The organism is Pseudonocardia sp. ICBG1293 (assembly GCF_020131355.1).
In the GTDB taxonomy this organism is placed as follows: domain Bacteria; phylum Actinomycetota; class Actinomycetes; order Mycobacteriales; family Pseudonocardiaceae; genus Pseudonocardia.
In genome coordinates, this window is sequence record NZ_JAHLEL010000051.1 from 425,044 (window position 1) to 447,146 (window position 22,103).

Consider the following 22,103-nt stretch of genomic DNA (forward strand, 5'->3'; position numbering starts at 1 on the left):
GCTCAGGCGGGGTTGAGCCGGAAGACCGCGATGGTGTCCAGGTGCGTCGCGACCTGCTCCGCCGAGGCGTCGGCCGGCACCGGGAAGGCCGCCAGGGCCCACGGCACGTCCAGCGCCCGCAGGTAGCCGACCACGACCGCGGCGGCCTCGGCGCGGCCGGGCTCGACGGCGCGGCGCGGCGCGTCACCCCCGGCGGAGCGGACCGTGCAGGCGGGGGCCGCCCGCAGGTTGCGCACCCAGTCCCGTCCGCCGGTGGGGGAGACCAGGTACTCGGCGCCCCCGTGCCCGACCACGCCGATCGGCGTGTCACGCGGCTCCCCGCTGCGTCGTCCGCGGGTACGCAGCACGCGCAGGGCGTAGCCGCCGTCCGGGACGGGCGTGGCGGGCATCTGCAGCACCCGGGCGGTCATCGAGGCGTTGGTCGCGGCGATCTCGGCATGGTCCACGCCGGCGAGCGTACGCCGATACCGCGCCTGTCGAACATCTCGACAAGCGAGGTACCGACGACGGTCTCAGACCGCGGCGGCGGAGGCCCGGGTCACGAGGACGTCGCCGCTGCCGGTGCGCCCGGACAGCCGCACCGCCGGCGCCGTCGGCGGGGTGTCGTGGCGGACGTCGAGCTCGGAGCGGGCGCGGCCGGTCCCGGTCGACAGGTCCAGCTCGGCGGCGACACCGGAGTGCACCCCGACCCGCACCGAGCCCGACCCGGTGCCGAGCCGGACGTCACCGGACACCGCGTCGGCGACGACGACGTCCCCCGACCCCGAACGGACCTCCAGATCCGCGGTCAGCTCACCGACGTGCACGTCACCGCTGCCCGTCCGGATGCGGGACGCACCGCCGAGGGACCCGGCCTCGACGCGGCCGGACCCGGCCCGCAGGTGCGCCCGGCCCGAGCACGAGCCCAGGTCGATCGAGCCCGACCCGGTGGTGACGTCGGCGTCGCCGTGCACCCGGGCCACCCGGGCCGCACCGGACCCGGTCCGCACCGCCGCCCAGGACGCCCGGCCGGTCAGCTCGACCGAGGCCGCGCCGGTGCGCACCGCGGGCCGCGACCCGGCGGGGGCGGAGACGGTCACCAGCAGCGGCACCGCTCCGAGAGTCGGGTCGTCCGGCCCGCGCACCACCAGTCGCCGTGCCGACGCCGACCACTCGACGGTCACCGCGTCGACGGCGTCGGCCGACGGGTCGCCGGTGGCCTCCCACGGGGCGCCCACGATCGGGTCGAACCCGCGCCCGGACCAGCCGGCCCCGGCCCGGGGCGCTCCGGCGCCGCCGGTCATGGAGCTGCCGATCCAGTCCAGCAGTCCGCCGAGGCCGCCGGACCACGGCGCGGCGGCGCGGTCGGCGGTGATCTCCAGGTGCACCTCGTCGGCACCCTCGACCAGGTCGATCCGGACCCGGCCGGCGCCGGTCGTCACCTCGATCTCGGCGGCGCCGGAGCAGTCGAACCGCTCGCTGCGGGCCGGCGTACCGGGTGCGGCCGCGCCGGTGCCACCGGTGCCGTCGTCGCTCGCGGCTGCGGGGTCGGGCGCGGCTGCGGGATCGGGCGCCGTGGCGGCGCCGGCGCCGCTGTCGGTGCCGCCGGGTCGTGCCCGGCCGGTGTCGGCGCCGCTGCCGTCCCCGGTGCCGGTGCGGCCTGCCGGGTCGGAACCCCCGGCTGCGCCGTGCTCGTCGCCGGTGCCGTCGTCCGGGCCGGTCCGCTCGTCGCTCATCCCTGCACCCATCCCCGGAGGCTGCGCCCGTCGCGGGGCGGGCGGCCGGTGCGTCCCTCGGCGCCGGCCAGCGCTCCCTGCACCGCCTGGGACACCCAGGTGTTCAGCGAGACGCCCTGGCTCTGGGCGGCGCGCTCGGCCTGGGCCTTGATCTGCTCGACGATGCGCAGGGTGACCCGGCTGATGTCACCGGCGTCACCGGAGAACGGCGAGCCGCCGGGAGCCGGGCCGCCACCGGCGAACGGGAAGCCCGCGAACGGGGACGACCCCTCCTGTGCCGGAGCCGGGTCCGGGGTGGGGGTGTGCCCGGGCTCCGGGTCGCCCCCGGACACCGACACGCGCACCTCCCGGCCGTGCAGACGGACCTCGACCGAGCGGTCGCCGAGCGCGGCGGTCGCCTCCGAGGTCAGGTCGGACAGGGCGTTCATGATCGCGAGCCGGGCGGCGGGCTCGATCGCGGAGCCGAGCAGGGCCGCCGTGCGACGGGTCTGCTCGTCGCCCGCGGCCGCCGCGGCGGCGAGGTCGTCGCGCAGCTGCGCGACGTACGGCGTGAGGTCCATGACACCACTATGGCGTCACTTCTGATATCACGCCACCCGTTCGTGGCGTCGATGGCGACGTCGCAGCGCACCAGGGGTGCCGCGGCCGCCACCGTGGGTGCGGGCGCGGGGCCCGGCGAGTGCCGGGGACGCCGGTCGTTACCCTCGCGGCATGCCGGAGACCGCGCCGAAGACCGTCCCGCTGACCGTGCAGCTCGTCGCGAAGACCGAGTTCACCCCGCCCGCGGACGTCCCGTGGTCCACCGACGCCGACGGCGGTCAGGCCCTCGCCGAGTTCGCCGGCCGCGCCTGCTACCAGTCGTGGACCAAGCCGAACCCGCGGACCGCGACCAACGCCGGCTACATCGCCCACATCCTCGAGGTCGGGCACCTCTCGGTCCTGGAGCACGGCTCGGTCAGCTTCTACCTGACCGGCATCTCGCGGTCGCTGACCCACGAGCTCATCCGGCACCGGCACTTCTCCTACTCCCAGCTCTCGCAGCGCTACGTCCCCGAGCGCGACGCCGCGATGGTCGAGCCCGACGTCATCGCCCGGGACCCGGAGCTGCACGAGCTGTTCCTGAAGGCCTCGGCGGATGCGCTCGCCTCCTACGAGAAGCTCCTCGAAGGGCTGGAGGCGCGCTTCGCCGACGTGCCGAACGGGACGCTGCGTCGCAAGCAGGCCCGTCAGGCCGCGCGGTCGGTGCTGCCGAACGTCACCGAGACCAAGATCGTCGTCACCGGGAACTACCGCGCGTGGCGGCACTTCATCGCGATGCGCGCCTCCGAGGCGGCCGACGTCGAGATCCGCAACCTCGCCGTCGAGTGCCTGCGCCAGCTGCAGGTCGAGGTCCCGAACGTGTTCGCGGACTTCCAGATCCAGACCCTGGCCGACGGCACCGAGATCGCCTCCAGCCCGCTGGTGGCCGAGGGCTGAGCGGCTCCGGTCCGGCGGTCGCCGCCGCCGGGCGGGCGCCCGGGGCTCAGGCGAGGACCGCGTGCACCCGTCGTCGCAGGTCCGGCAGGTCCCGGACGACGAACCCGCGTCCCTCCTTCTCCAACAGACCCTCCGCCACCAGCTGCGACAGCTCCCGGCTGGTCGTGACCCGGGTGAGGCCCACCAGCAGGCCCAGCTCGTCGACGGCCGGACGGATCGACAGCCGTGCCACCTCGTCGAGGGCGACCTCGCCGTAGGCCTCCACGAGGTGGCCGAGGAGCAGGATGATCCGCTCGCGGGCGGGCAGTCCCTCGATGAGCACGTGCAGCTGCATGACCCGCTGCTTGTAGGCGATCCGGCGGGTGATCTCGAGCAGTAGCTCCGGCTCCTCGCGGGCGGCGTGCAGCAGCGCGTCGCGGGTCACCGAGACGATCTCCGACGGCCGGGTGCAGACCGAGGCGAGGTGCCGCGGCCGTCCGTCGACGCAGGCGGCCTCACCGAGGCTGGCGCCGGACTCGGCGTAGGCCAGGGAGCGCTCGGAGCCGTCGGGGCGGTGCAGGTAGATGCGGACCCGCCCGGAGACCACGAGATGGAACCGTGACGACAGCTCGCCCTGGGTGTAGATGTGCTCGCCGCGGGCGTAGTGGCGGGGACTGCCCAGCCGCGCGATCCGGGAGGTGACCGAGGTCCAGGGCGCGGTGAGGAACGGGGAGACCGGGTGGTCACCGGGCTCGGGGGCGGGCAGCGCGCGGACGGGGCCGTCCGGTCGCCGCGCCGCGCCGCTGCTCATGGCCCCGCCTCCCGGCCGTCACCGATGGTCCGTCCGGACGGTAGCGGGCCGGTGCGCGTGCGGGTAGGCGGAACGGCCCGGACGCCGAGGGGGGCGTCCGGGCCGTGCCGGTCCCGGGGGTGTGCCGGCCGGCGGCTGCCGGCACCGGGTGCGGGGCGGCCCGCCCGGGCGGGCCGCCCCGGCGGCCGGTCAGACGGCCGCGAGCTGGGCGTCCTGCTCGGCGAGGGAGTCGGCGTCGGTCTGCGGCAGGGCCAGCGTGCAGAGCAGGCTGATCAGCGAGACCGCCGAGAGCAGCAGGCCGATGCCGAGGCTGCCCAGCGTCGACGCGGCGAGTGCCGCGGTGAACAGCGGCACCACACCGCCGCCGAACACGCCGGCGAGGTTGTAGGCGATCCCGGCGCCGGTGTAGCGGAAGCGGGTCGGGAACAGCTCCGGCAGCTGGGCACCGATCGGGCCGTAGGCGATGCCGACGACGCCCAGCACCAGCGACAGGCCCAGCCCGAACGACCACACCGTCCCGATGTCGATGATCGGGAACGCGACCAGCCCGGCGGCGACGGAGGCGATGTTGCCGCCGACGACCATCTTCCGTCGCCCGACCCGGTCGGACAGGATCGCCGAGGCGATCGTCGTCAGGGCGAAGACGATGCCGCCGACGATGCCCATGGCCAGCACCGACGGGCGCGGCAGCTGCAGCTGCTGGGTGCCGTAGCTGGTCAGGTAGGTGACACCGATGTAGAAGAAGGCGAACACCGCGGTGGTCGAGCCTGCGCCGAGGAACACCGCGGCCGGCCGGGTGGTGAACACCTCGGTGATCGGGAGCTTCGTCGACACCGGGCCGCTGTTCTTGAAGCCCGCCGTCTCCTCCAGCGCGAGCCGCACGTAGAGCCCGACCGCGACGAGCAGCACCGAGCCGATGAACGGGATCCGCCAGCCCCAGGCCAGGAAGGCCTCGTTGCTCATGGTCAGCGCGGTGACCAGGAAGGTCGCCGACGCCAGCGCGAACGCCACCGACGGGCCGAGCTGCGGGAACAGCGCGTACTTGCCGCGGGCCTTGGTCGGGGCGTTCTCCGCGGTGAGCAGGGTCGCCCCGGCCCACTCGCCACCGACGGCGAGGCCCTGCAGGATGCGCAGCACCACGAGCAGGATCGGGGCCAGGACGCCGATCATGCCGGTGGTGGGCAGCAGGCCGATCGCCAGCGTCGAGAAGCCCATCAGCAGCAGCGTGGTGACCAGCGTGCCCTTGCGGCCGAGCCGGTCGCCGAAGTGACCGAACAGCACCGACCCGAACGGTCGTGCGACGAACGCGACCCCGAAGGTGGCCAGGGCGAGCGCGGTACCGGCCGCCGCTCCGAGCTCGGGGAAGAAGACCTTGTTGAACACCAGGGCCGCAGCGGTGCCGTAGATGAAGAAGTCGTAGAACTCGATGACCGTTCCGGTCATGCTCGCGAGCGCGATCCGGCGCATCGACCGCGGCGGCTGCGTGGGGGCAGCGTTCGTCACGTGTGTTCTCCCCGTCGAGAAGCAGTGGTGGGACGGATCGGAGTATCGGGACACCGGCGGGTGAGATCTGTATCACCGGCTACAGAAGCGCTGCGTTCCGTCAGCCTTCTGTCGACCGTTGGGCGCGCGGTGCGGCCGTGGACGCTCGGCACTACGTTGGGGACGGTGAGCCTCGCCACCGCCGAACGTGCCGCCCTCTGCGCCGAGTTCGAACGCTCCGGACCCGACCGACCGACCCTGTGCGAGGGCTGGAACGCCCGGGACCTGCTCACCCACCTGCTGGTGCGCGAGCGGCAGCCGTGGAACGCCGCGGGGATCGTCGTGCCCGCCCTGTCGGGGATGACCGACAAGGCGATGGACGGCTACGCGTCCGCGGCCTGGCCGAACATGATCGACGACCTGCGCAAGGGGCCGCCCGCCTGGTCGCCGTTCAAGGTCGGCAAGGTCGACGAGGTCGCCAACGGTGCCGAGTTCTTCGTCCACCACGAGGACCTGCGCCGCGGGGAGCCCGGCTGGGAGCCGCGTCCGTCGGACCCGGAGCGCGACGGGCAGCTGTGGAACCTGCTCGCGAACCAGGCCAGGCTGCTGTTCCGGCGCAGCCCGGTCGGCCTGGTCCTGGCCCGTCCGGAGGGAGCGACGCAGGTCGTCGCGACCGGGTTCGGCGTGGTCACGGTGACCGGCGATCCCGCCGAGCTGGTCCTGCACGCCTTCGGCCGGGACGCCGCTCGGGTGGAGGTGACCGGGCTGCCCGCCGACGTGGAGGCCTACCGCGGCGCTCCGTCCGGGATGTGACCGGGAACGGTCGGCCCAGGGCGGTACCGTCACCGGTCATGAGCACCGGTCCCGATCCCGCCCCCGGCGGCCAGCAGCACCCGCCGCGCCGACCGTTCGGCGAGGTGCTGACCGCGATGGTCACGCCGTTCGACTCCGAGGGCGAGCTGGACCTGGCGAAGGCCGAGGAGCTGGCGACCCACCTGGTCGACCTCGGCAACGACGGCCTGGTCGTCAACGGCACCACGGGTGAGGGGCCGACCACCTCCGACACCGAGAAGTCGGAGCTGATCCGCGCCGTCGTGTCCGCGGTGGGGGACCGGGCGACGGTCGTCGCCGGTGCGGGGACCTATGACACCGCACACTCGATCGAGCTGGCCCGCAGCGCGCAGCGGGCCGGGGCGCACGGCCTGCTCGTGGTCACCCCGTACTACTCGCGGCCCCCGCAGGAGGGCCTGCTCGCGCACTTCAGTGCCGTCGCCGACGCCGGTGACCTGCCGGTGATGCTCTACGACATCCCGCCGCGCAGCGTGATCGGGATCGACGTCGAGACCTTCCAGCGCCTGGCGCAGAACCCGCGGATCGTCGCGGTGAAGGACGCCCGCAACGACCTGCGGGTCGGGACCGAGGTGCTGGCGACCACCACGCTGGCCTACTACTCCGGCGACGACCCGGTGAACCTGCCGTGGCTGTCGGTCGGGGCGGTCGGCTTCGTCAGCGTGATCGGCCACGTCGTCGCCGACCGGCTGCGGGCCCTGATCGACGCCTACCACGCCGGCGAGCACGAGCGGGCCCGCGCGCTGCACTACGCGATGCTCCCGGTCATCCGCGGGATGGGCCGGGTCGGCGGTGCGGTGTTCGCCAAGACCGCGCTGCGGCTGCGCGGCATCGACGTCGGCGACACCCGGCTGCCGCTGCCGCCCGCCACCGAGGACCAGGTCGCCGCGATCGCCGGGGACCTCGCCGTCGCCGGGGTGGCGCTGGACCCGCAGGCCCGTCCGAACGCTCCGGTCTACCAGCCCGGCCACGGCGCCCTCGGCGGGCGCACGGCGGCGGACCTGGGTGCCGAGGTGGCCTACCACCGCACGTAGTCCGCCGACCCCGTCGGGTGCGGGCCACCGGAACCCCGGTGGCCGCGGACACCGGAGAACACGCATCAGAAGAACGCGAACCAGAAGCACACGAACCCATGTGAGGCACGAACCCCTGTGAGTCCCCAGCGCAACGACCGACGCAACCGGCCCGGCCGGACGCTCTCCGCGCCGCCGGAGAACATCGAGCGCCCGGAGCTCCCGGACGCCCCGCCGCCCGCCCTCGCGCGGGGTGGCCTGCGCGTCTACGCACTCGGCGGGATCGGCGAGGTCGGTCGCAACATGACCGTCTTCGAGTACGAGGGCCGGCTGCTCGTCGTCGACTGCGGCGTGCTGTTCCCGTCCGACTCCGAGCCGGGCATCGACCTGATCCTGCCCGACTTCCGCACCCTCGAGGGCCGCCTCGACGACATCGACGCGCTCGTGCTGACCCACGGGCACGAGGACCACATCGGTGCCGTGCCGTGGCTGCTGCGCATGCGCCCGGACATCCCCGTCGTCGGGTCCCGGTTCACGCTCGCCCTGGTCGCGGCCAAGTGCAAGGAACACCGCCTGACGCCGCACCTGCAGGAGATCAAGGAGGGCGACCGGGTCTCGCACGGTGGATGGGACTGCGAGTACTTCGCGGTCAACCACTCCATCCCCGACGCCGTCGCCGTCGCCGTCCGCACGCCTGCCGGGCTGCTGCTGCACACCGGTGACATCAAGCTCGACCAGCTCCCGCTCGACGGGCGGCTCACCGACCTGGGCGGGTTCTCCCGGCTGGGTGAGGAGGGCGTCGACCTGTTCCTGGTCGACTCCACCAACGCCGAGGTACCGGGCTTCGTGACGCCCGAGGCCGACATCGGGCCGGTCATCTCCGACCTGGTCCGCCGGGCCCCGTCGCGGATCATCCTGGCCTGCTTCGCCAGCCACGTGCACCGCGTCCAGCAGGTGCTCGACGCCGCGCACGCGCACGGCCGCAAGGTGTGTCTGACCGGGCGCTCGATGGTCCGCAACATGGGCCTGGCCGACGACCACTCGCTGCTGAACATCCCCGACGGGCTGCTCGTCGACATCGACGAGGCGATGCGGCTGCCCGACGAGAAGCTGGTGCTGGTCTCCACCGGGTCGCAGGGCGAGCCGCTCGCCGCGCTGTCCCGGATGGCGCGCGGGGACCACCGCAGCATCACGATCCGCCCGGACGACACGATCATTCTGGCCAGCTCGCTGATCCCGGGCAACGAGACCGCCGTCTTCGGCGTGATCAACGGGCTGACGCGGCTCGGTGCGACCGTGGTGCACCAGGGCAACGCGAAGGTGCACGTCTCCGGGCACGCCCCGGCCGGGGAGCTGCTGTTCCTCTACAACGCGGTGCGCCCGTCGAACGTCATGCCGGTGCACGGGGAGTGGCGCCACCTGCGGGCCAACGCCGCCCTCGCGGTGCGGACCGGGGTGCCGCGGGAGTCGGTGGTCATCGCGGAGAACGGCGTGGTCGTCGACCTGGTCGACGGCCGTGCGGCGATCACCGGCCGGGTCGAGGTCGGTCAGGTCTACGTCGACGGCCTCTCGGTCGGTGACGTCGGCGAGACCACACTCGGTGACCGGATCGCGCTCGGTGAGGGCGGGTTCATCGCCATCAACGTCGCGATCGACCACAAGACCGGGCGGGCGCTGTCGCGTCCGACCCTGTCCGGTCGCGGGTTCTCCGACGACCCGAAGGCGCTCGACGCGGCCCAGTCCCTGGTCGAGGACGAGCTGTCCCGGCTGGAGAACGAGAACGTCACCGACCCGCACCGGATCGCCCAGGGCGTGCGGCGCGTGGTCGGGCGCTGGGTGTCGGACACCTACCGGCGTCGTCCCATGATCGTCCCCACGGTCATCGCGGTCTGAGGGGTGTGGCGGGGTCGGTGACCCCGCCACCGCCGCGTCGGTCCCCGGTTCGATCACCGAACCGGGCTACCGTGTGTGACATGGCAGGACGCACAGGCACGGGCCGGACCACCACGACCGCGGCCGCGGGCCGCGGCTCGGGGCGGTCGGGCTCGCGCGCGTCCACCGCCCGCAAGCGCCCGGCCGCGGGCCGCAGGCCTCCGGCCCGGCGTCAGGGCCCGGACCTGGTGGACCGGGGGATCGACGCGGTCGGCCGGGGCGTGGCGAAGACCGTCCGTGCCTCCGGGCGCGCGGTCGGCCGCACCCGGGAGATCGACCCCGCGCACCGCCGGGACGGCATCGGCTTCGGGATGCTCGTGCTCGCCGTCATCGCCGCCGCCGGGCTGTGGTGGCAGGCGGGCGGCTCGGTCGGCTACTGGTTCACCTTCCTCGTCGAGGCGGTGATGGGGCAGGCGGGCGTCGCGTTGCCGGCGATCCTGCTGGGCGTCGGCATCGTCATGGTCACCACCGAGGGGCACCCCGAGGCGCGACCGCGGATCGTCACCGGGAGCCTGCTGCTCGCGCTCGGCGTGCTGGGTCTGGTGCACCTGGGTGCCGGCGCGCCGGCGGAGCCCGACGCCTGGCGCGGCGCGGGCGGCGCGCTCGGCTTCGTCGCCGGGACCCCGCTCAAGGCCGGACTGAGCCTGTGGACGGCCGTCCCCGTTCTCGTCCTGCTGACGCTGTACTCGGTGCTGCTGGTCACCGGCATCCCGGTGCGCGAGCTGCCGGACCGGTTCCGCAGGCTCACCGGGCAGCTCCCGCCCGAGCAGGACGGCGAGGACGCCTCCGGCACGGACCGTCCGCGCACGGTGGCCGACGCGGTCGCCGAGCGCGAGGGGCAGGCCGAGGACGGCGAACCGGCCCCGCGCAAGCGCCGGCCCGCGCGGCGCAGGCAGGGCGCCGCGGAGGCCGACGCGTTCCGGGTGGAGGAGGGCGAGCACGCCCCGGCCCCGGTGGACCCGTCGCTGCCCGGCGTCCCGGAGGAGGAGGCGCCCGCCGCCGCCCCGGCCGCGGCCGCGCCGCAGGCGACGAAGCCGCGCAAGCCCGTCGTCGAGACACCGCAGGTCGCCGACGAGCCGATCGAGGGCGAGCAGCTCTCGATGGCGATCCGCCAGCCGCAGTCCGACACCGAGTACATCCTGCCGCCGGCGGACACCCTGGAGTCCGGGCCGCCGCCCAAGTCCCGCAGCTCCGCCAACGACGCGATGATCGAGGCGATCTCCGGGGTCCTCGACCAGTTCAACGTCGACGCCCAGGTCACCGGCTTCACCCGCGGCCCGACGGTCACCCGCTACGAGATCGAGCTCGGCCCCGCGGTGAAGGTCGAGAAGATCACCCAGCTGCAGCGCAACCTGGCCTACGCGGTCGCGAACGACAACGTCCGGCTGCTCGCGCCGATCCCCGGCAAGTCCGCGGTCGGCATCGAGGTGCCCAACACCGACCGGGAGATGGTCCGGCTCGGCGACGTCCTGCGCTCGGGCAACGCGCGCAACGAGCAGCACCCGATGGGGATCGGGCTGGGCAAGGACATCGAGGGCCACTACCTCGTCGCGAACCTGGCGAAGATGCCGCACCTGCTGGTGGCGGGCTCCACCGGCTCCGGCAAGTCGAGCTTCGTGAACTCGATGCTGGTGTCGCTGCTGACCCGGGCGACCCCGGACGAGGTCCGGATGATCCTCATCGACCCGAAGATGGTCGAGCTGACGCCCTACGAGGGCATCCCGCACCTGATCACGCCCATCATCACCCAGCCGAAGAAGGCCGCCGCGGCGCTGGCCTGGCTGGTGGAGGAGATGGAGCAGCGCTACCAGGACATGCAGGCCAACCGGGTCCGCCACGTCGACGACTTCAACCGCAAGGTGCGCACGGGGGAGATCACCGCCCCGCCCGGCTCGGAGCGGGTGTACCGCCCCTACCCCTACATCATGTGCATCGTCGACGAGCTCGCCGACCTCATGATGACCGCCCCGCGCGACGTCGAGGACGCGATCGTCCGGATCACCCAGAAGGCACGGGCGGCCGGGATCCACCTGATCCTGGCGACCCAGCGACCGTCGGTCGACGTCGTCACCGGTCTGATCAAGACCAACGTGCCGTCCCGGCTGGCGTTCGCGACGTCGTCGCTGACCGACAGCCGGGTCATCCTCGACCAGCCGGGCGCGGAGAAGCTGATCGGCATGGGCGACGCGCTCTACCTGCCGATGGGCGCCGGCAAGCCGGTCCGCATGCAGGGCGCGTTCGTCGACGACGACGAGATCTCCAAGGTCGTCGCGTTCACCAAGGAGCAGGCCGAGCCCAGCTACACCGAGGGCGTCACCGCGCAGAAGGCCGGTGAGAAGAAGGAGATCGACGCCGACATCGGCGACGACCTCGACCTGCTGCTGCAGGCCACGGAGCTGATCGTCACCTCGCAGTTCGGGTCGACCTCGATGCTGCAGCGCAAGCTGCGCGTCGGGTTCGCGAAGGCGGGCCGGCTGATGGACCTGCTCGAGACCCGCAACATCGTCGGTCCCTCGGAGGGCTCGAAGGCTCGCGACGTCCTGGTCAAGCCGGACGAGCTGGAGGGAGCGCTCGTGCTGATCCGTGGTGGCGGTACCGCCGACGGTGGCGAGATCGGCGACGACGAGTGACACCGCGGGTGACGGTCGCGGGGCGGTGATGATCCCGACACCGTCGGTGATCGACTTTTCGGGCCCACGGGTTAACGGGACGGTCACGTTCGTGCCAGAGTGACGTGGGGTCGCCGACCGGCGACCGCGCGTCGTGCTGCCCGCCATCGCGGGCAGAGGAGGTTCTGGCTGGTGTTCTGGAGGAAGAAGGACCGTCGTCGCCCGGCACGGGCCACCACCGACCGGCACGCGCTCGTCCCGATTCCGCTGACCGGCGGTGTGCTGTCCGGCCAGGTCCGCGACCAGCAGGGCGGCGCTCTCGCCGGGACCGAGGTGTCGGTGATGGACCCCGCCGACCGGCGTGCGGTGCACGTCGAGACCGACCCGTTCGGACGGTTCGCCGCGTCGCTGATGCCCGGCCGGTACCGGGTGCGGGTCGAGGCGGGCGGCTACCAGCAGGTCACCGACGTCGTCGAGGTGTCGTGGGGCGAGCACGCCGACATGGGGCACATCGTCCTCGGCGAGGACCCGGCGCTGCGCCCGCCGCGGCCCGGTGTCTTCGTCGTCGACGGCGACCACAGCTCGGTCCGCTTCGTCGCCCGGCACATCGGGATGTCCAAGGTGTACGGCCGGTTCAACCGGTTCCAGGGTCAGATCCGGATCGCCGAGCCGTTCGAGGAGTCCTCGGTGGACGTCGTGATCGACGCGGCCAGCGTCGACACCAACGTGCCCGCGCGCGACACGCACCTGCGTTCGGCCGACTTCCTCGACGTCGAACGCTTCCCCGAGCTCCGCTTCTCCAGCGTGCGCTTCGTGGCGCACGGCGGGAACCGGTGGACCGTCGACGGTGACCTCACGCTGCACGGCCTCACCAGCGACGTCTCGCTGGACACCACCTTCCTCGGTACCGCCGAGTGGAACGGGGACCGGGTCGGCGCCGTCGCCACGACCCAGCTGCACCGCGAGCACTACACGCTGAACTGGCAGCAGACCATCGCCAAGGGGCTCCCCGTGGTCGGGTCGACGATCCAGATCCAGCTCGACGTGCAGGCGATCCGGCAGTCCTGACCGGAGGGCTCAGTACCGCGGGAGCGTGATCGCCGTCGCGGCGGTCGCGGCCCAGTGCTCGGTGAGACCGGGAGCGGCGGCGTCCGGGGCGGTCAGATCCCGGACCCGCGCGGTGTTGGTCATCGCCAGCTCCTGGTTCGCCTCCACCCAGCCGCGCATCCGGCGCTCGTAGCGGGCCGCCGCCGGTCCGGGGTCGCCGCCGGCCCGGGCGAGCTCCCCGGCCAGCACGTAGGCCCCGACCACGGCCAGCGTGGTGCCCTGGCCGGAGAGCAGGGTCGGGCACCAGGCGGCGTCGCCGAGGAGCACGACCGGTCCGCGCGACCAGGTGGGCAGCCGGACCTGGGTGACCGGGGTGAGGTAGAGGTCGGCGGCGCGGGTCATCCCGTCGAGCAGCGCGGGCAGCCACCAGCCCCCGCCGGCGAAGTGCCGGGCGACCAGCGCGCGCTGGGCGTCGAGGTCGCGGTGGTGGTAGGTCGCGTCCGGGTCGGAGAACCCGAGCACCACGCGGACCTCGGTGTCGTCGTGCGCGGTGTAGAGCCCGGCCATCGCGTCGCTGCGCTGCAGGAACACCTGCCAGCGGCTCAGCCCGAAGGTGTTGGGCAGGGTGAACACGGCGACGTGCTGCCCCAGCGGGACCAGCCGGCCGTCGTCGTCGGGGCCCAGGGCCAGGCGCCGGACGCCCGAGTGCTGACCGTCGGCGCCCACCACGACGTCGTAGTGCTCCTCGGCGCCGGAGGCGAAACGGACCCGGGTGCCCCCGGCGGGATCGGGAGTGAGCGCGGCGACCCGGTCGTCCCAGCGGGTCTCGACGCCGTCGAGCGCTCCGGTGAGCAGGGCCGCCAGGTCGTCGCGGAGGATCTCGACGTCGTCGCCCGCGACCGGCCCTCCGGTGAGCGTCACCTCGGTGCTGCGGAAGACCTCCGTGCCGTCCTCGTCGACCAGCGACATGCCGTCCATCGCGGTGCGCGCCGCCCGCAGTGCGGGGCCGAGACCCATCCGGTCGACGACCTCGCGCGCCGGCCCGCGGACGTCCACGGCCTGCCCCCCGGCCCGGGGCCCGGGTGCCGACTCGACGACGACCGGCCGGAACCCGTGCCGGCGCAGCCACCACGCGAGCGACGTCCCGGCGATGCCGGCCCCGCTGATCAGGATGTCGGTCATGTGCTCCTCCTCGGTACGGTGTACGCGACCATGCTGAGGCTTCGAGCTGCAGCGACGCGTGTGCTGTAGCGGCACAGGTGGTACAGGAGGCGCGCGGTGGACGGCTCACCCACGGACCGGGTCGCGGCCGCGGTGCGCGCCCGCATCGACACCGGGGACCTGGGCCCCGGGGACCGTGCACCGTCGGTGCGGGAGCTGGTGGCCGATCACGGGGTCGCGATGTCCACCGCCGCCCGGGCACTGGGCCGGCTGCGCGAGGAGGGGCTCCTGCGGACCACGCCCCGGGTCGGGTCGGTCGTCGCCGGACGGTCGGAGCCCCCGGCGTCGGACCGGCCACCGGACGCGGCCGGGCTGGTGCGCACCGCCATCGGCATCGCCGACGACGAGGGGCTCGCCGCGCTGTCCATGCGCCGCCTCGCCGGGGCGTTCGGCGTGCCGACGATGTCGCTGTACCGGCTGGTGCGCAGCCGCGACGAGCTGCTGCTGGCGATGATCGAGGCCGTCTTCGCCGAGCTGGTGCTGCCCCCGGCCGGCGGGTCGTGGCGGGACCGGGTGGAGGGGGCGGCGCACGCGCAGTGGCGGGTGCACCGCCGGCATCCGTGGCTGGCCCGGGTGCTGTCGCTGTCCCGGCCGCAGGCGCTCCCGTCGCTGCTGCGCTTCGCCGACTTCGAGCTCGCCGCGCTGGAGGAGGTGGTGGCCGACCCGGTGGAGCGGTTCGACGTGCACCTGGCGCTGACCGCGTTCGTCCGCGGGATGGCGCTGACCCTCGCCGCGGAGCAGGAGGCGCAGGCCGACACCGGGGTGGACGCCGACACCTGGTCCGCGCACGACCCCGGGCTGCGCGCCGCACTGCACCGCCACGGCGGGCCCGCGCTGCGCCGGGTCGGCGACTATCCGTACGACCTGCAGCGGGTCCTCGACACCGGGATCGCCCGGTTCCTCGACGGGATCAGCTGAACCCCTGCTGGCGCCATGCCTCGTAGACGGCGACGGCGGCGGCGTTGGACAGGTTCAGCGAGCGGTTCGACGGTCGCATCGGCAGCGACACCCGGCCCGTCACCCAGTCCGCGTCCACCACCGCCGCCGGTAGCCCGGTCGACTCCCGGCCGAGGAGCAGCACGTCGTCGGGGCGGTAGGCCACGTCGGTGTGGTGCACCGGTGCCCCCGGCACGAACGCGAACACCCGCGCCCGGACGGCGCGGACCCAGCCGGCGAACGCGTCGGTGTCGTCGTGCACGACGACGTCGGCCAGGTCGGCGTAGTCGAGCCCGGCCCGGCGTACCGACCGCTCGTCGAGGGAGAACCCGAGTGGGCGCACCAGGTGCAGCTCGGCGCCGGTGTTGGCGGCCAGCCGGATCGCGTTGCCGGTGTTCGGCGGGATCTCCGGGGTGTGCAGGGCGAGGCGGACCACCCGCTACTCGTACCAGGTGCCGGCGCTCCAGTGGTTGCCGTCCGGGTCGGCGATCTCGAACAGGCGGCTGCCGTAGTCGGCGTCGAACGGCGCGCGGACCACCGCGGCCCCGGCCGCGACGGCACGGGCGAACAGGGCGTCCGGGTCGTCGCAGACGAGGTGGACGGCCGCGCCGCCGGGTGGGCGGCACCCGTCGTGGGTGGGGCCGAGCATCACGCCGCCGGGGGCACCGGTCGACCCGGTGCGCACCAGCTCGGCGTGGACGATCGCGCCGTCGTCGCCGGTGTGGACGGCGCGCTCGGTGAAGTCCAGGGCCGAGGTCAGGAAGGTGACCAGGGCGCGCGGGTCGGGGCTGGACAGGCTGGGCCAGAGGCCGGGCAGATCGCTCATGGGTGCGAGGGTGCCGGGGCGGGGTGCCGCGGTCGTGGACGAATCGGAGCCGCCGGCCGGACCCGTTCGGCGCGCCAGGTCAGCGCGGTCGTCCCCGCGAGATCGCGGAAGTCGCGGGCCAGGTGCTGCTGGTCGGCGTACCCGCAGGTCGCGGCCAGCTCGGCGAGCGGAGGGGCGAGCGGGTGGCGCAGCAGCGTGCAGGCCCGCTCGAACCGGATGACCCGGGCGGCGGTCTTCGTCCCGAGCCCGGTCTCGCGTCGCACCCGCTCGCCGAGGTGCCGCTCGGACCAGCCGACCTCGCCGGCGACGTCGGCGACCCGCGCGGTCCCGCCGGTGCGGACCAGCACCTCCCAGGCACGGACGACCTCCGGTGGCGGGTCCACCGGGCGGCCCCGGGCGTCGGCGAGACGGCAGAGCGCGGCGTCGAGCAGGGCGCAGCGCGCGGCCCAGTCCGGCGCCGCGCGCAGCCGGTCCAGCAGGCCGTCGAGCCCGGGCAGCAGCAGCGCGAGGTCCACGACGTCGCCGGCCAGCTCTCCGGCGGGCAGCCCGAGCAGCGCGCGGGCGCCCCGCCAGGTCATCTCCAGCTGCATCCCGGCCTGCGCGGCCCCGCCCGTGCCGAGGACCGCGGGCGCGGCGTGCAGGCCGGCGGCCGAGGCGGTGAAGCGGCCGGGGCCGCGTCGCGGATCCGGGGCGGCGATCAGGTCCAGCGCGCCGTCCAGCAGGAGCACGACCGTCAGGTGCGCGCTCGACACACCCTGGTGGGTCCCCACCGGGGCCGCCGGGGAGGACCAGCACCAGATCCCCGACACCAGCGGGCGCAGCCGTGCGGAGGGACGCCAGCGCCGGGCCCCGTCGGACATGGCGGCCAGGGTAGCCCCGCCCGGCCGGCCGGGCGGGGCGCGATCCACGGCCGGCCGTGGGGCCGGACCGGATGATCGTGCGTGGGGCGCGGACACGCCCGCGTCGCGGCCCGTTCCGCAGCCGTTCGTCGAACGGTCGACACGGGTCCGCGCGACCGCCCCGGATCCTGAGAGCGGCGGGGCGGCCGATAGGTGAGCGGTTCTCGCACACGGCCGTTCACCGCAACGCGGAGGACCTGTCGCCGTCTCGATCTTAGGGCGTGCGTCGGCCAATCGCTCCGTTCGGCCCAATTCGATTCTTAATCGACGGGCGGCGGACCTGATCTTTCTGTTGATCGAATTCGACGGCAGTGTGCAAGATCGGGGCCGTCACCTCTCCCGGTCCGTATTCGTCGGGGGAGGCAGATCGGTTCACGGTGTGTCACAGTTCCGATTCACGGTGGGGACGCTGGGCGTTCCGGTGTGCTGTCCGGTAATCGCTCGACGGAGAGGGACGGGGTCATGAGCAACGCCTCCAAGATCGGAATGGCCGTGGTCGGCGGCTATGTGCTGGGAAGAACGAAGAAGGCCAAATTGGCGATCATGCTCGGGGGCGCGCTGGCCGGACGGAAGATGAACCTGACGCCGGCCGGAATCGTGTCCCAGGCGTCGAAGGTGGTGGCGGGGTCGCCGGAGCTGACCCGGCTGTCGGACGCGGTCCGCGGACGGCTGTTCGAGGCGGGCAAGCAGGCGGCGGTCTCGGCCGCGGGCAACCGCCTCGAGGCGCTGACGAACTCGCTCGTCGAGCGGGTCGAGAATCTCGGCAAGCCGGTCGAGGAGGTCGCCGGCGCGGCCGGTGACGCCGCGGGCGCGGGCGCGGAGAAGGCCGGTGACGCGGCGGGCGCGGGCGCGGAGAAGGCCGGTGACGCGGCGGGCGCGGCGGTGGAGGGCGCGGGTGCGGCCGCCGGCGCCGGGGGCGACGCGGTCGAGGACGTGACCGACACCGTCGGCGACACGACCGACGCCGTCGGCGATGCCGCGGGCGACACCCCGGTGGTCGGCCGGGCCGCGAGGAGCACGACGCGTGCGGCCGGTTCGGCGTCCCGCGGGGCGGGGCGCGCGGTCGCCGGGGCGACCACCCGGGCGCGGCGTCCCCGGTCCGCCGAAGCGGACACCGAGGATCCGCCGAAGCGGCGGACGGCCCGCTCGTCGGGATCGTCCTCGGGGCGGTCCGGGGCGTCGTCGGGCACCTCGTCGAGGGGTGGTGCGTCCTCGTCCGGGTCGGACGGCGGCGCCGACGACGGCCGCTCGGCCCCCGTCCGGCGGACCGCCCGCTCCTCGTCGGGACGGTCGTCCGGGGCGTCGTCGGGGTCCTCCTCTGGGTCGTCGTCGGGCAAGGGCGGCTCGCGCAACGGCCGTGCGCCGCGTACCGGCGGACGGTCGACCACGAAGTCGGAGGCGCGGGCCGATGGCTGAGGAGGAGAAGGGCGGCGGCACCTCGGTCCTGGACCAGCTGCCCACGGACCGTCTGAAGCAGGCGGGGCAGCTGTTGCTGAAGGCCGCCGCGGACCGCGCGGTGGGCGCCGCGATGAACCAGGTGGAGGGCCTGACCGAGCGGTTGACCGGGGTCGCCGAGAACGGCGGGACCGGCCTGGGCGCCGCGCTCGGTGGCGGTGGCTCGGAGGAGGGGGGCAACCCGGTGACGAACGCGGTCAAGGGCGGTTTCGCCGCCGTCAAGGACAGGGTGAAGGGCGCCGTCGGGCTCGGCGGTGACGACGACTCCGAGGGCGCGGAGGGCTCCGGGGGCGGCGGTGGCTCCGGCGGGGGCCGCGGCAAGTTCAAGTTCATGAACATCGTCGAGCACCTCGACGTCGGAGTGCCGGTGCGGGTCGCCTACGACCAGTGGACGCAGTTCGCCGACTTCTCGACTTTCATGAAGAAGGTGCAGTCGGTCGATCAGGAGTCCGACGAGAAGACCAACTGGAAGGCACAGGTCTTCTGGTCGAAGCGCACCTGGAGCGCGACGATCATCGAGCAGATTCCGGACACCCACATCATCTGGCGTTCACAGGGCGCCAAGGGTTATGCGAACGGATGCGTGTCGTTCCACGAACTCGCGCCCAACCTGACCCGTGTGGTGCTGATCCTGGAGTACTACCCGGTCGGCCTGTTCGAGAAGACCGGCAACATCTGGCGCGCCGTCGGCCGCCGTGCACGGCTGGAGTTCAAGCACTACGGCCGGCACGTGATGGTCGAGAGCCTGCTCAATCGGGAGGACCTGGAGGGCTGGCGCGGGGAGATCCGCGACAGCGAGGTCGTCAAGACCCACGAGGAGGGGCTCGAGGAGGAGCGCGAGGCCGAGTACGACGAATACGACGAGGACGCCGAGTACGACGACGAGTACGACGACGGCGAGTACGACGACGAGGACGCCGACTACGACGACGGCGAGTACGCCGAGCACACCGACGGGGACGACGAGGGGTACGCCGACGAGGAGCTGCCGCCCGAGGACGTGGCGGACGACGCCGACGCCGACCTCGACGACGTCGGGTCCGAGGACCCCGGTCCGGAGGACGACGGGGGCAGGCGCGCCGGGAACCGGCGGCGTCGTACGGCGGGCTCGCGTGCCTGACCCGGCGCCGCACCCACGAACGGAGGGACGGACACCGTGACCGTCAGCCAGCGACAGGGGGGCGGCGGTCGCGTCGACCGTGCCCCGCAGGGCGACCTCGCCCAGGTCATCGACCTGATCCTCGACAAGGGCCTGGTCATCGACATCTTCGTGAAGGTGTCGCTGGTCGGGATCGAGCTGGTCACGATCGATGCCCGCATCGTCGTCGCCAGCGTGGACACCTATCTCCGCTTCGCCGAGGCCACCAACCGCCTCGACCTGCACCAGAAGGGGGGCAAGGACCTCGGCCAGGTCGTCAGCGGCATCACCGAGGGCGGTTCGAAAGGAGTCTCGAAAGGAGCCACCAAAGGAGTGATCGAGGCGGGCAAGGAGAAGTTCGACGACCTCCGCGGCGAGCGGCGGTCGCGGAAGGAGAAGAGCGGGTGAGCAGCGCGACCTACGTCTACGCCGTCGTCGCCGCCGACATCGACCTGCCCGAGGGGCTGACCCCCGTCGGCGGGGGCGAGGAGGTGGCGGTCATCGACCACGGCAGGCTCGCCGCGGTCGTCAGCGACGTCCCGCGGGACGCGCGCCTGGGCAGCCGCGAGGACCTCCTGGCCCACGAGCGGACCGTGAACACCCTCGCCGGGAGCACCACGGTGCTGCCGATGCGGTTCGGTGGCGTCGTCGACGACGACCGTGCCGTCGTCGACGAGCTCCTGGCCGCGCACCAGGACTACTTCGCCTGGGCCCTGGCCCAGCTCGACGGCTGCCGGCAGTTCGTGCTGCACGGCCGCTACGACCAGGACAGCCTCGTCGCGGGCATCGTCGAGGCCGACCCGGAGATCCAGCGGCTCGGCGAGTCGGTCCGCGGCAAGGACCCGGACGCCACCTACTACGAGCGGATCCGGCTCGGTGAGGCGATCTCCGGGCACGTCGAGCGCATCCGGTCCGAGGACGCGGACTTCGCCGTGGAGCGGCTCGGCCCGTTCGCGGTCGCCACCTCGGTGAAGGAGCCGGCCGCCGAGGACGGCGCGGTGGAGCTGGCGCTGCTGGTGCACCGGGACCGGGTCGGGGACTTCGAGCAGGCCGTCGACGCGCTCGGCGACGAGTGGGACGAGCGGGTGCGGCTGCGTCTGATCGGCCCGGTCGCGCCTTACGACTTCCTGCCCGAACCACCGGAGGCCGAGGACTGATGGGGCTTCTGCGCGGCCTGCTCGGACTGCCGCTCGCCCCGGTGCGCGGCGTGGTCTGGGTGGGGGAGCAGCTGCAGCAGCAGGCGCACGCCCGGCTCTACGACCCGGTGGCGGTGCGCCGGCAGATCGACGAGGTGGAACGGGCCCACGAGGCGGGGGAGATCTCCGAGGCCGACCGCGACGCGCGGCAGGAGGTCCTGCTGGCGCGGCTGACGGGGCGAGCGGGGGGGTGTCTCTATGGGTTCGTCAAGCGGCGGCGAGTTCTGGATCGGGGTTGTTGACCGTGGGCGGGTTGTAGGGGCGGCGGTCGCGGAGCATGGCGTAGATGACGTCGGTGCGGCGTCGGGCGAGGCAGATCAGGGCGGCGTTGTGTCGTTTGCCGGCGGCTCGTTTGCGGTCGTAGTAGGCGCGGCTGGCGGGGTCGGCCAGGGCGGCGAATGCGGACAGGAACAGCGCGGATTTCAGGGCGTGGTTGCCGCGCTGGGATCGGGTTTCGCCTTTGATCGAGGTGCCGGAGCGGCGGGTGACTGGGGCGAGGCCGGCGTAAGCGGCGAGGTGCCCGGCGGTGGGGAACCCGGAGCCGTCGCCGACGATGGTGAGGATCTTGATGGCGGTCCTGACCCCGAGTCCGGGCATCGAGGTCAGGACCGGTCCAAGAGGGTGGGCCTCCAGGCGGGCTTCGAGCTCGTCGGCGAGCTGGTCGCGTTCGGTGTGGACCTGGCGCAGCTGCCCGGCGACGCCGGTGATGACACGGGCGAACGCGGCCGTGCCGGGAACGGTCAGGCTCTGGGCGTCGAGCGAGGTCAGGATCTGGGCGGGAAGGGTGCGGGCCAGTCGAGGCGACCGGGCCCGCATCGTCTCGGCGATCCCGTCAGCGCCGAGCTCTCGCAGGGCTTGCGGGGTGGGCGCGGCCGCGAGCAGGTCGAGCACGCCACCGCGGTCCAGGCGTGGCCCGAGCAGGCGTTCCAGGGCGGGATGAACATGCAGCAGGGCGTCGCGCAGCCGGTTCGTCAGCCGGGTGCTCTGCCCAGCCAGGTCATCGTCGTAACCGGCGAGCACAGTGAGTTCGGCGAGGGTCTCGTCGTCGGTGCCGACCCGGCGCAGGGTGTGCGGCATCGTCCGGGCGGCCTCGGCGATCACGTGGGCGTCGCGGGCGTCGGTCTTGGCCTGCCCGGGATGCAGGTCGGCGATGCGGCGCATCGCCAGCCCGGGCAGGTAGGCCACCGTGATCCCCAGATCACGAGCGACGGCGATGGCCAGCGCTCCGATCGAGGCGGGCTGGTCGATGACCATCAGCACCGCGCCGTGCTCGGCCAGCCCGGACAGCACGGTGCGCAGCGCCGATTCGTCGTTGGGCAGGGCCTTGTCGTGCACCCGCTTCCCGTTGGTGTCGACCGCGCAGGCGTGGTGTTCGGACTTGCCCACGTCCAGGCCGCAGAACACCGCGAACCCGGTCGGGTGCTGGTCAGGATCGGGCAACCGCCGCTCCCTTCTCGTCGCGGCAGGCCGACCACGAGCACCCGCGCCGGCAGCCACGTTACGAGCAGACCACACGGGT

The 22,103-nt window shown here is 73.7% G+C and carries 22 protein-coding genes; 12 read left to right on the top strand and 10 right to left on the bottom strand.

Translation table 11 applies throughout. The features are described from left to right. Positions 1–2: 2 nt before the first annotated feature. The 3 genes from KPF47_RS28010 to KPF47_RS28020 form a co-directional block, all read right to left on the bottom strand. Positions 3–446 (bottom strand): nitroreductase family deazaflavin-dependent oxidoreductase, encoded by a 444-nt coding sequence (locus KPF47_RS28010; protein ID WP_224391805.1) that lies wholly within the window; start codon positions 444–446, stop codon positions 3–5. A 66-nt stretch (positions 447–512) separates the two neighbouring features. Next, positions 513–1,715 carry a DUF4097 family beta strand repeat-containing protein gene (locus KPF47_RS28015; RefSeq protein ID WP_224391806.1) on the bottom strand — a complete coding sequence of 401 codons (1,203 nt, stop codon included), beginning with the start codon at positions 1,713–1,715 and terminating at the stop codon, positions 513–515. Then, the gene (locus KPF47_RS28020) at positions 1,712–2,275 is read right to left on the bottom strand and encodes a toxin-antitoxin system HicB family antitoxin (RefSeq protein WP_224391807.1); all 564 of its coding nucleotides are present in this window, start codon (positions 2,273–2,275) and stop codon (positions 1,712–1,714) included. Before KPF47_RS28020 ends, KPF47_RS28015 begins: the two co-directional genes overlap by 4 nt. A gap of 151 nt (positions 2,276–2,426) precedes the next feature. Between KPF47_RS28020 and thyX the strand changes: the two genes are divergently transcribed. Further along, positions 2,427–3,191 carry an FAD-dependent thymidylate synthase gene (gene thyX, locus KPF47_RS28025; protein WP_224391808.1) on the top strand — a complete coding sequence of 255 codons (765 nt, stop codon included), beginning with the start codon at positions 2,427–2,429 and terminating at the stop codon, positions 3,189–3,191. A gap of 46 nt (positions 3,192–3,237) precedes the next feature. On the opposite strand, the gene KPF47_RS28030 is transcribed toward thyX, so the two are convergent. Together KPF47_RS28030 and KPF47_RS28035 are read right to left on the bottom strand one after the other, a co-directional pair. Continuing rightward, entirely contained in the window at positions 3,238–3,981 is a 744-nt protein-coding gene (locus KPF47_RS28030; RefSeq protein ID WP_224391809.1) for a Crp/Fnr family transcriptional regulator, read from the bottom strand. Between the two features lie 189 nt (positions 3,982–4,170). Beyond that, the gene (locus tag KPF47_RS28035) at positions 4,171–5,484 is read right to left on the bottom strand and encodes an MFS transporter (protein WP_224391810.1); all 1,314 of its coding nucleotides are present in this window, start codon (positions 5,482–5,484) and stop codon (positions 4,171–4,173) included. Between the two features lie 165 nt (positions 5,485–5,649). Between KPF47_RS28035 and KPF47_RS28040 the strand changes: the two genes are divergently transcribed. The 5 genes from KPF47_RS28040 (at position 5,650) to KPF47_RS28060 (ending at position 12,934) form a co-directional block, all read left to right on the top strand. Further along, a complete protein-coding gene (locus tag KPF47_RS28040) occupies positions 5,650–6,276 on the top strand; it encodes a TIGR03085 family metal-binding protein (protein ID WP_224391811.1) in 627 nt (208 codons plus the stop codon). Positions 6,277–6,314: 38 nt separating this feature from the next. Then, positions 6,315–7,346: a 4-hydroxy-tetrahydrodipicolinate synthase gene (gene dapA / locus KPF47_RS28045; RefSeq protein WP_224391812.1), complete on the top strand. Its 1,032-nt coding sequence runs from the start codon at positions 6,315–6,317 to the stop codon at positions 7,344–7,346. 183 nt (positions 7,347–7,529) lie between these two features. Beyond that, positions 7,530–9,218, top strand: coding sequence for a ribonuclease J (locus tag KPF47_RS28050; protein ID WP_224391960.1), 1,689 nt, complete (start codon positions 7,530–7,532; stop codon positions 9,216–9,218). Between the two features lie 80 nt (positions 9,219–9,298). Further along, positions 9,299–11,887, top strand: a complete 2,589-nt coding sequence (locus tag KPF47_RS28055) for a DNA translocase FtsK (protein ID WP_224391813.1) — start codon at positions 9,299–9,301, stop codon at positions 11,885–11,887. Positions 11,888–12,058: 171 nt separating this feature from the next. Next, the gene (locus KPF47_RS28060) at positions 12,059–12,934 is read left to right on the top strand and encodes a YceI family protein (RefSeq protein WP_224391814.1); all 876 of its coding nucleotides are present in this window, start codon (positions 12,059–12,061) and stop codon (positions 12,932–12,934) included. A 9-nt stretch (positions 12,935–12,943) separates the two neighbouring features. On the opposite strand, the gene KPF47_RS28065 is transcribed toward KPF47_RS28060, so the two are convergent. Continuing rightward, positions 12,944–14,095: an FAD-dependent monooxygenase gene (locus KPF47_RS28065; protein ID WP_224391815.1), complete on the bottom strand. Its 1,152-nt coding sequence runs from the start codon at positions 14,093–14,095 to the stop codon at positions 12,944–12,946. 96 nt (positions 14,096–14,191) lie between these two features. Here KPF47_RS28065 and KPF47_RS40485 point away from each other — a divergent pair, with 96 nt between their 5' ends. Beyond that, entirely contained in the window at positions 14,192–15,052 is an 861-nt protein-coding gene (locus KPF47_RS40485; protein WP_224391816.1) for a GntR family transcriptional regulator, read from the top strand. Here KPF47_RS40485 and KPF47_RS28075 read toward each other — a convergent pair. From KPF47_RS28075 to KPF47_RS28085, 3 genes are read right to left on the bottom strand one after another with little or no spacing between them, the layout of a single operon-like run. Next, complete coding sequence (locus tag KPF47_RS28075) at positions 15,045–15,506, bottom strand: tRNA (cytidine(34)-2'-O)-methyltransferase (RefSeq protein WP_224391817.1); 462 nt, start codon at positions 15,504–15,506, stop codon at positions 15,045–15,047. The two genes, KPF47_RS40485 and KPF47_RS28075, sit on opposite strands and share 8 nt — an antisense overlap. Positions 15,507–15,509: 3 nt before the next feature. Further along, positions 15,510–15,896: a VOC family protein gene (locus tag KPF47_RS28080; protein ID WP_224391818.1), complete on the bottom strand. Its 387-nt coding sequence runs from the start codon at positions 15,894–15,896 to the stop codon at positions 15,510–15,512. Further along, entirely contained in the window at positions 15,893–16,756 is an 864-nt protein-coding gene (locus tag KPF47_RS28085; RefSeq protein ID WP_224391819.1) for an AraC family transcriptional regulator, read from the bottom strand. Before KPF47_RS28085 ends, KPF47_RS28080 begins: the two co-directional genes overlap by 4 nt. A gap of 501 nt (positions 16,757–17,257) precedes the next feature. Here KPF47_RS28085 and KPF47_RS28090 point away from each other — a divergent pair. Genes KPF47_RS28090 through KPF47_RS28110 form a run of 5 tightly spaced genes read left to right on the top strand, consistent with a single transcriptional unit; the run spans position 17,258 to position 20,826 of the window. Further along, positions 17,258–18,211, top strand: a complete 954-nt coding sequence (locus KPF47_RS28090) for a hypothetical protein (protein ID WP_224391820.1) — start codon at positions 17,258–17,260, stop codon at positions 18,209–18,211. Beyond that, the gene (locus KPF47_RS28095) at positions 18,204–19,370 is read left to right on the top strand and encodes an SRPBCC family protein (RefSeq protein WP_224391821.1); all 1,167 of its coding nucleotides are present in this window, start codon (positions 18,204–18,206) and stop codon (positions 19,368–19,370) included. Before KPF47_RS28090 ends, KPF47_RS28095 begins: the two co-directional genes overlap by 8 nt. Positions 19,371–19,406: 36 nt before the next feature. Then, positions 19,407–19,796 carry a gas vesicle protein GvpJ gene (gvpJ, locus tag KPF47_RS28100; protein WP_224391822.1) on the top strand — a complete coding sequence of 130 codons (390 nt, stop codon included), beginning with the start codon at positions 19,407–19,409 and terminating at the stop codon, positions 19,794–19,796. Then, positions 19,793–20,545: a GvpL/GvpF family gas vesicle protein gene (locus KPF47_RS28105; protein WP_224391823.1), complete on the top strand. Its 753-nt coding sequence runs from the start codon at positions 19,793–19,795 to the stop codon at positions 20,543–20,545. Before gvpJ ends, KPF47_RS28105 begins: the two co-directional genes overlap by 4 nt. Then, positions 20,545–20,826, top strand: a complete 282-nt coding sequence (locus KPF47_RS28110) for a gas vesicle protein GvpG (RefSeq protein ID WP_224391824.1) — start codon at positions 20,545–20,547, stop codon at positions 20,824–20,826. Before KPF47_RS28105 ends, KPF47_RS28110 begins: the two co-directional genes overlap by 1 nt. Here KPF47_RS28110 and KPF47_RS28115 read toward each other — a convergent pair. Continuing rightward, on the bottom strand, positions 20,792–22,024 hold the full coding sequence (locus KPF47_RS28115) for an IS110 family transposase (protein ID WP_224386690.1): 1,233 nt from the start codon (positions 22,022–22,024) through the stop codon (positions 20,792–20,794). The two genes, KPF47_RS28110 and KPF47_RS28115, sit on opposite strands and share 35 nt — an antisense overlap. Positions 22,025–22,103: the final 79 nt, after the last annotated feature.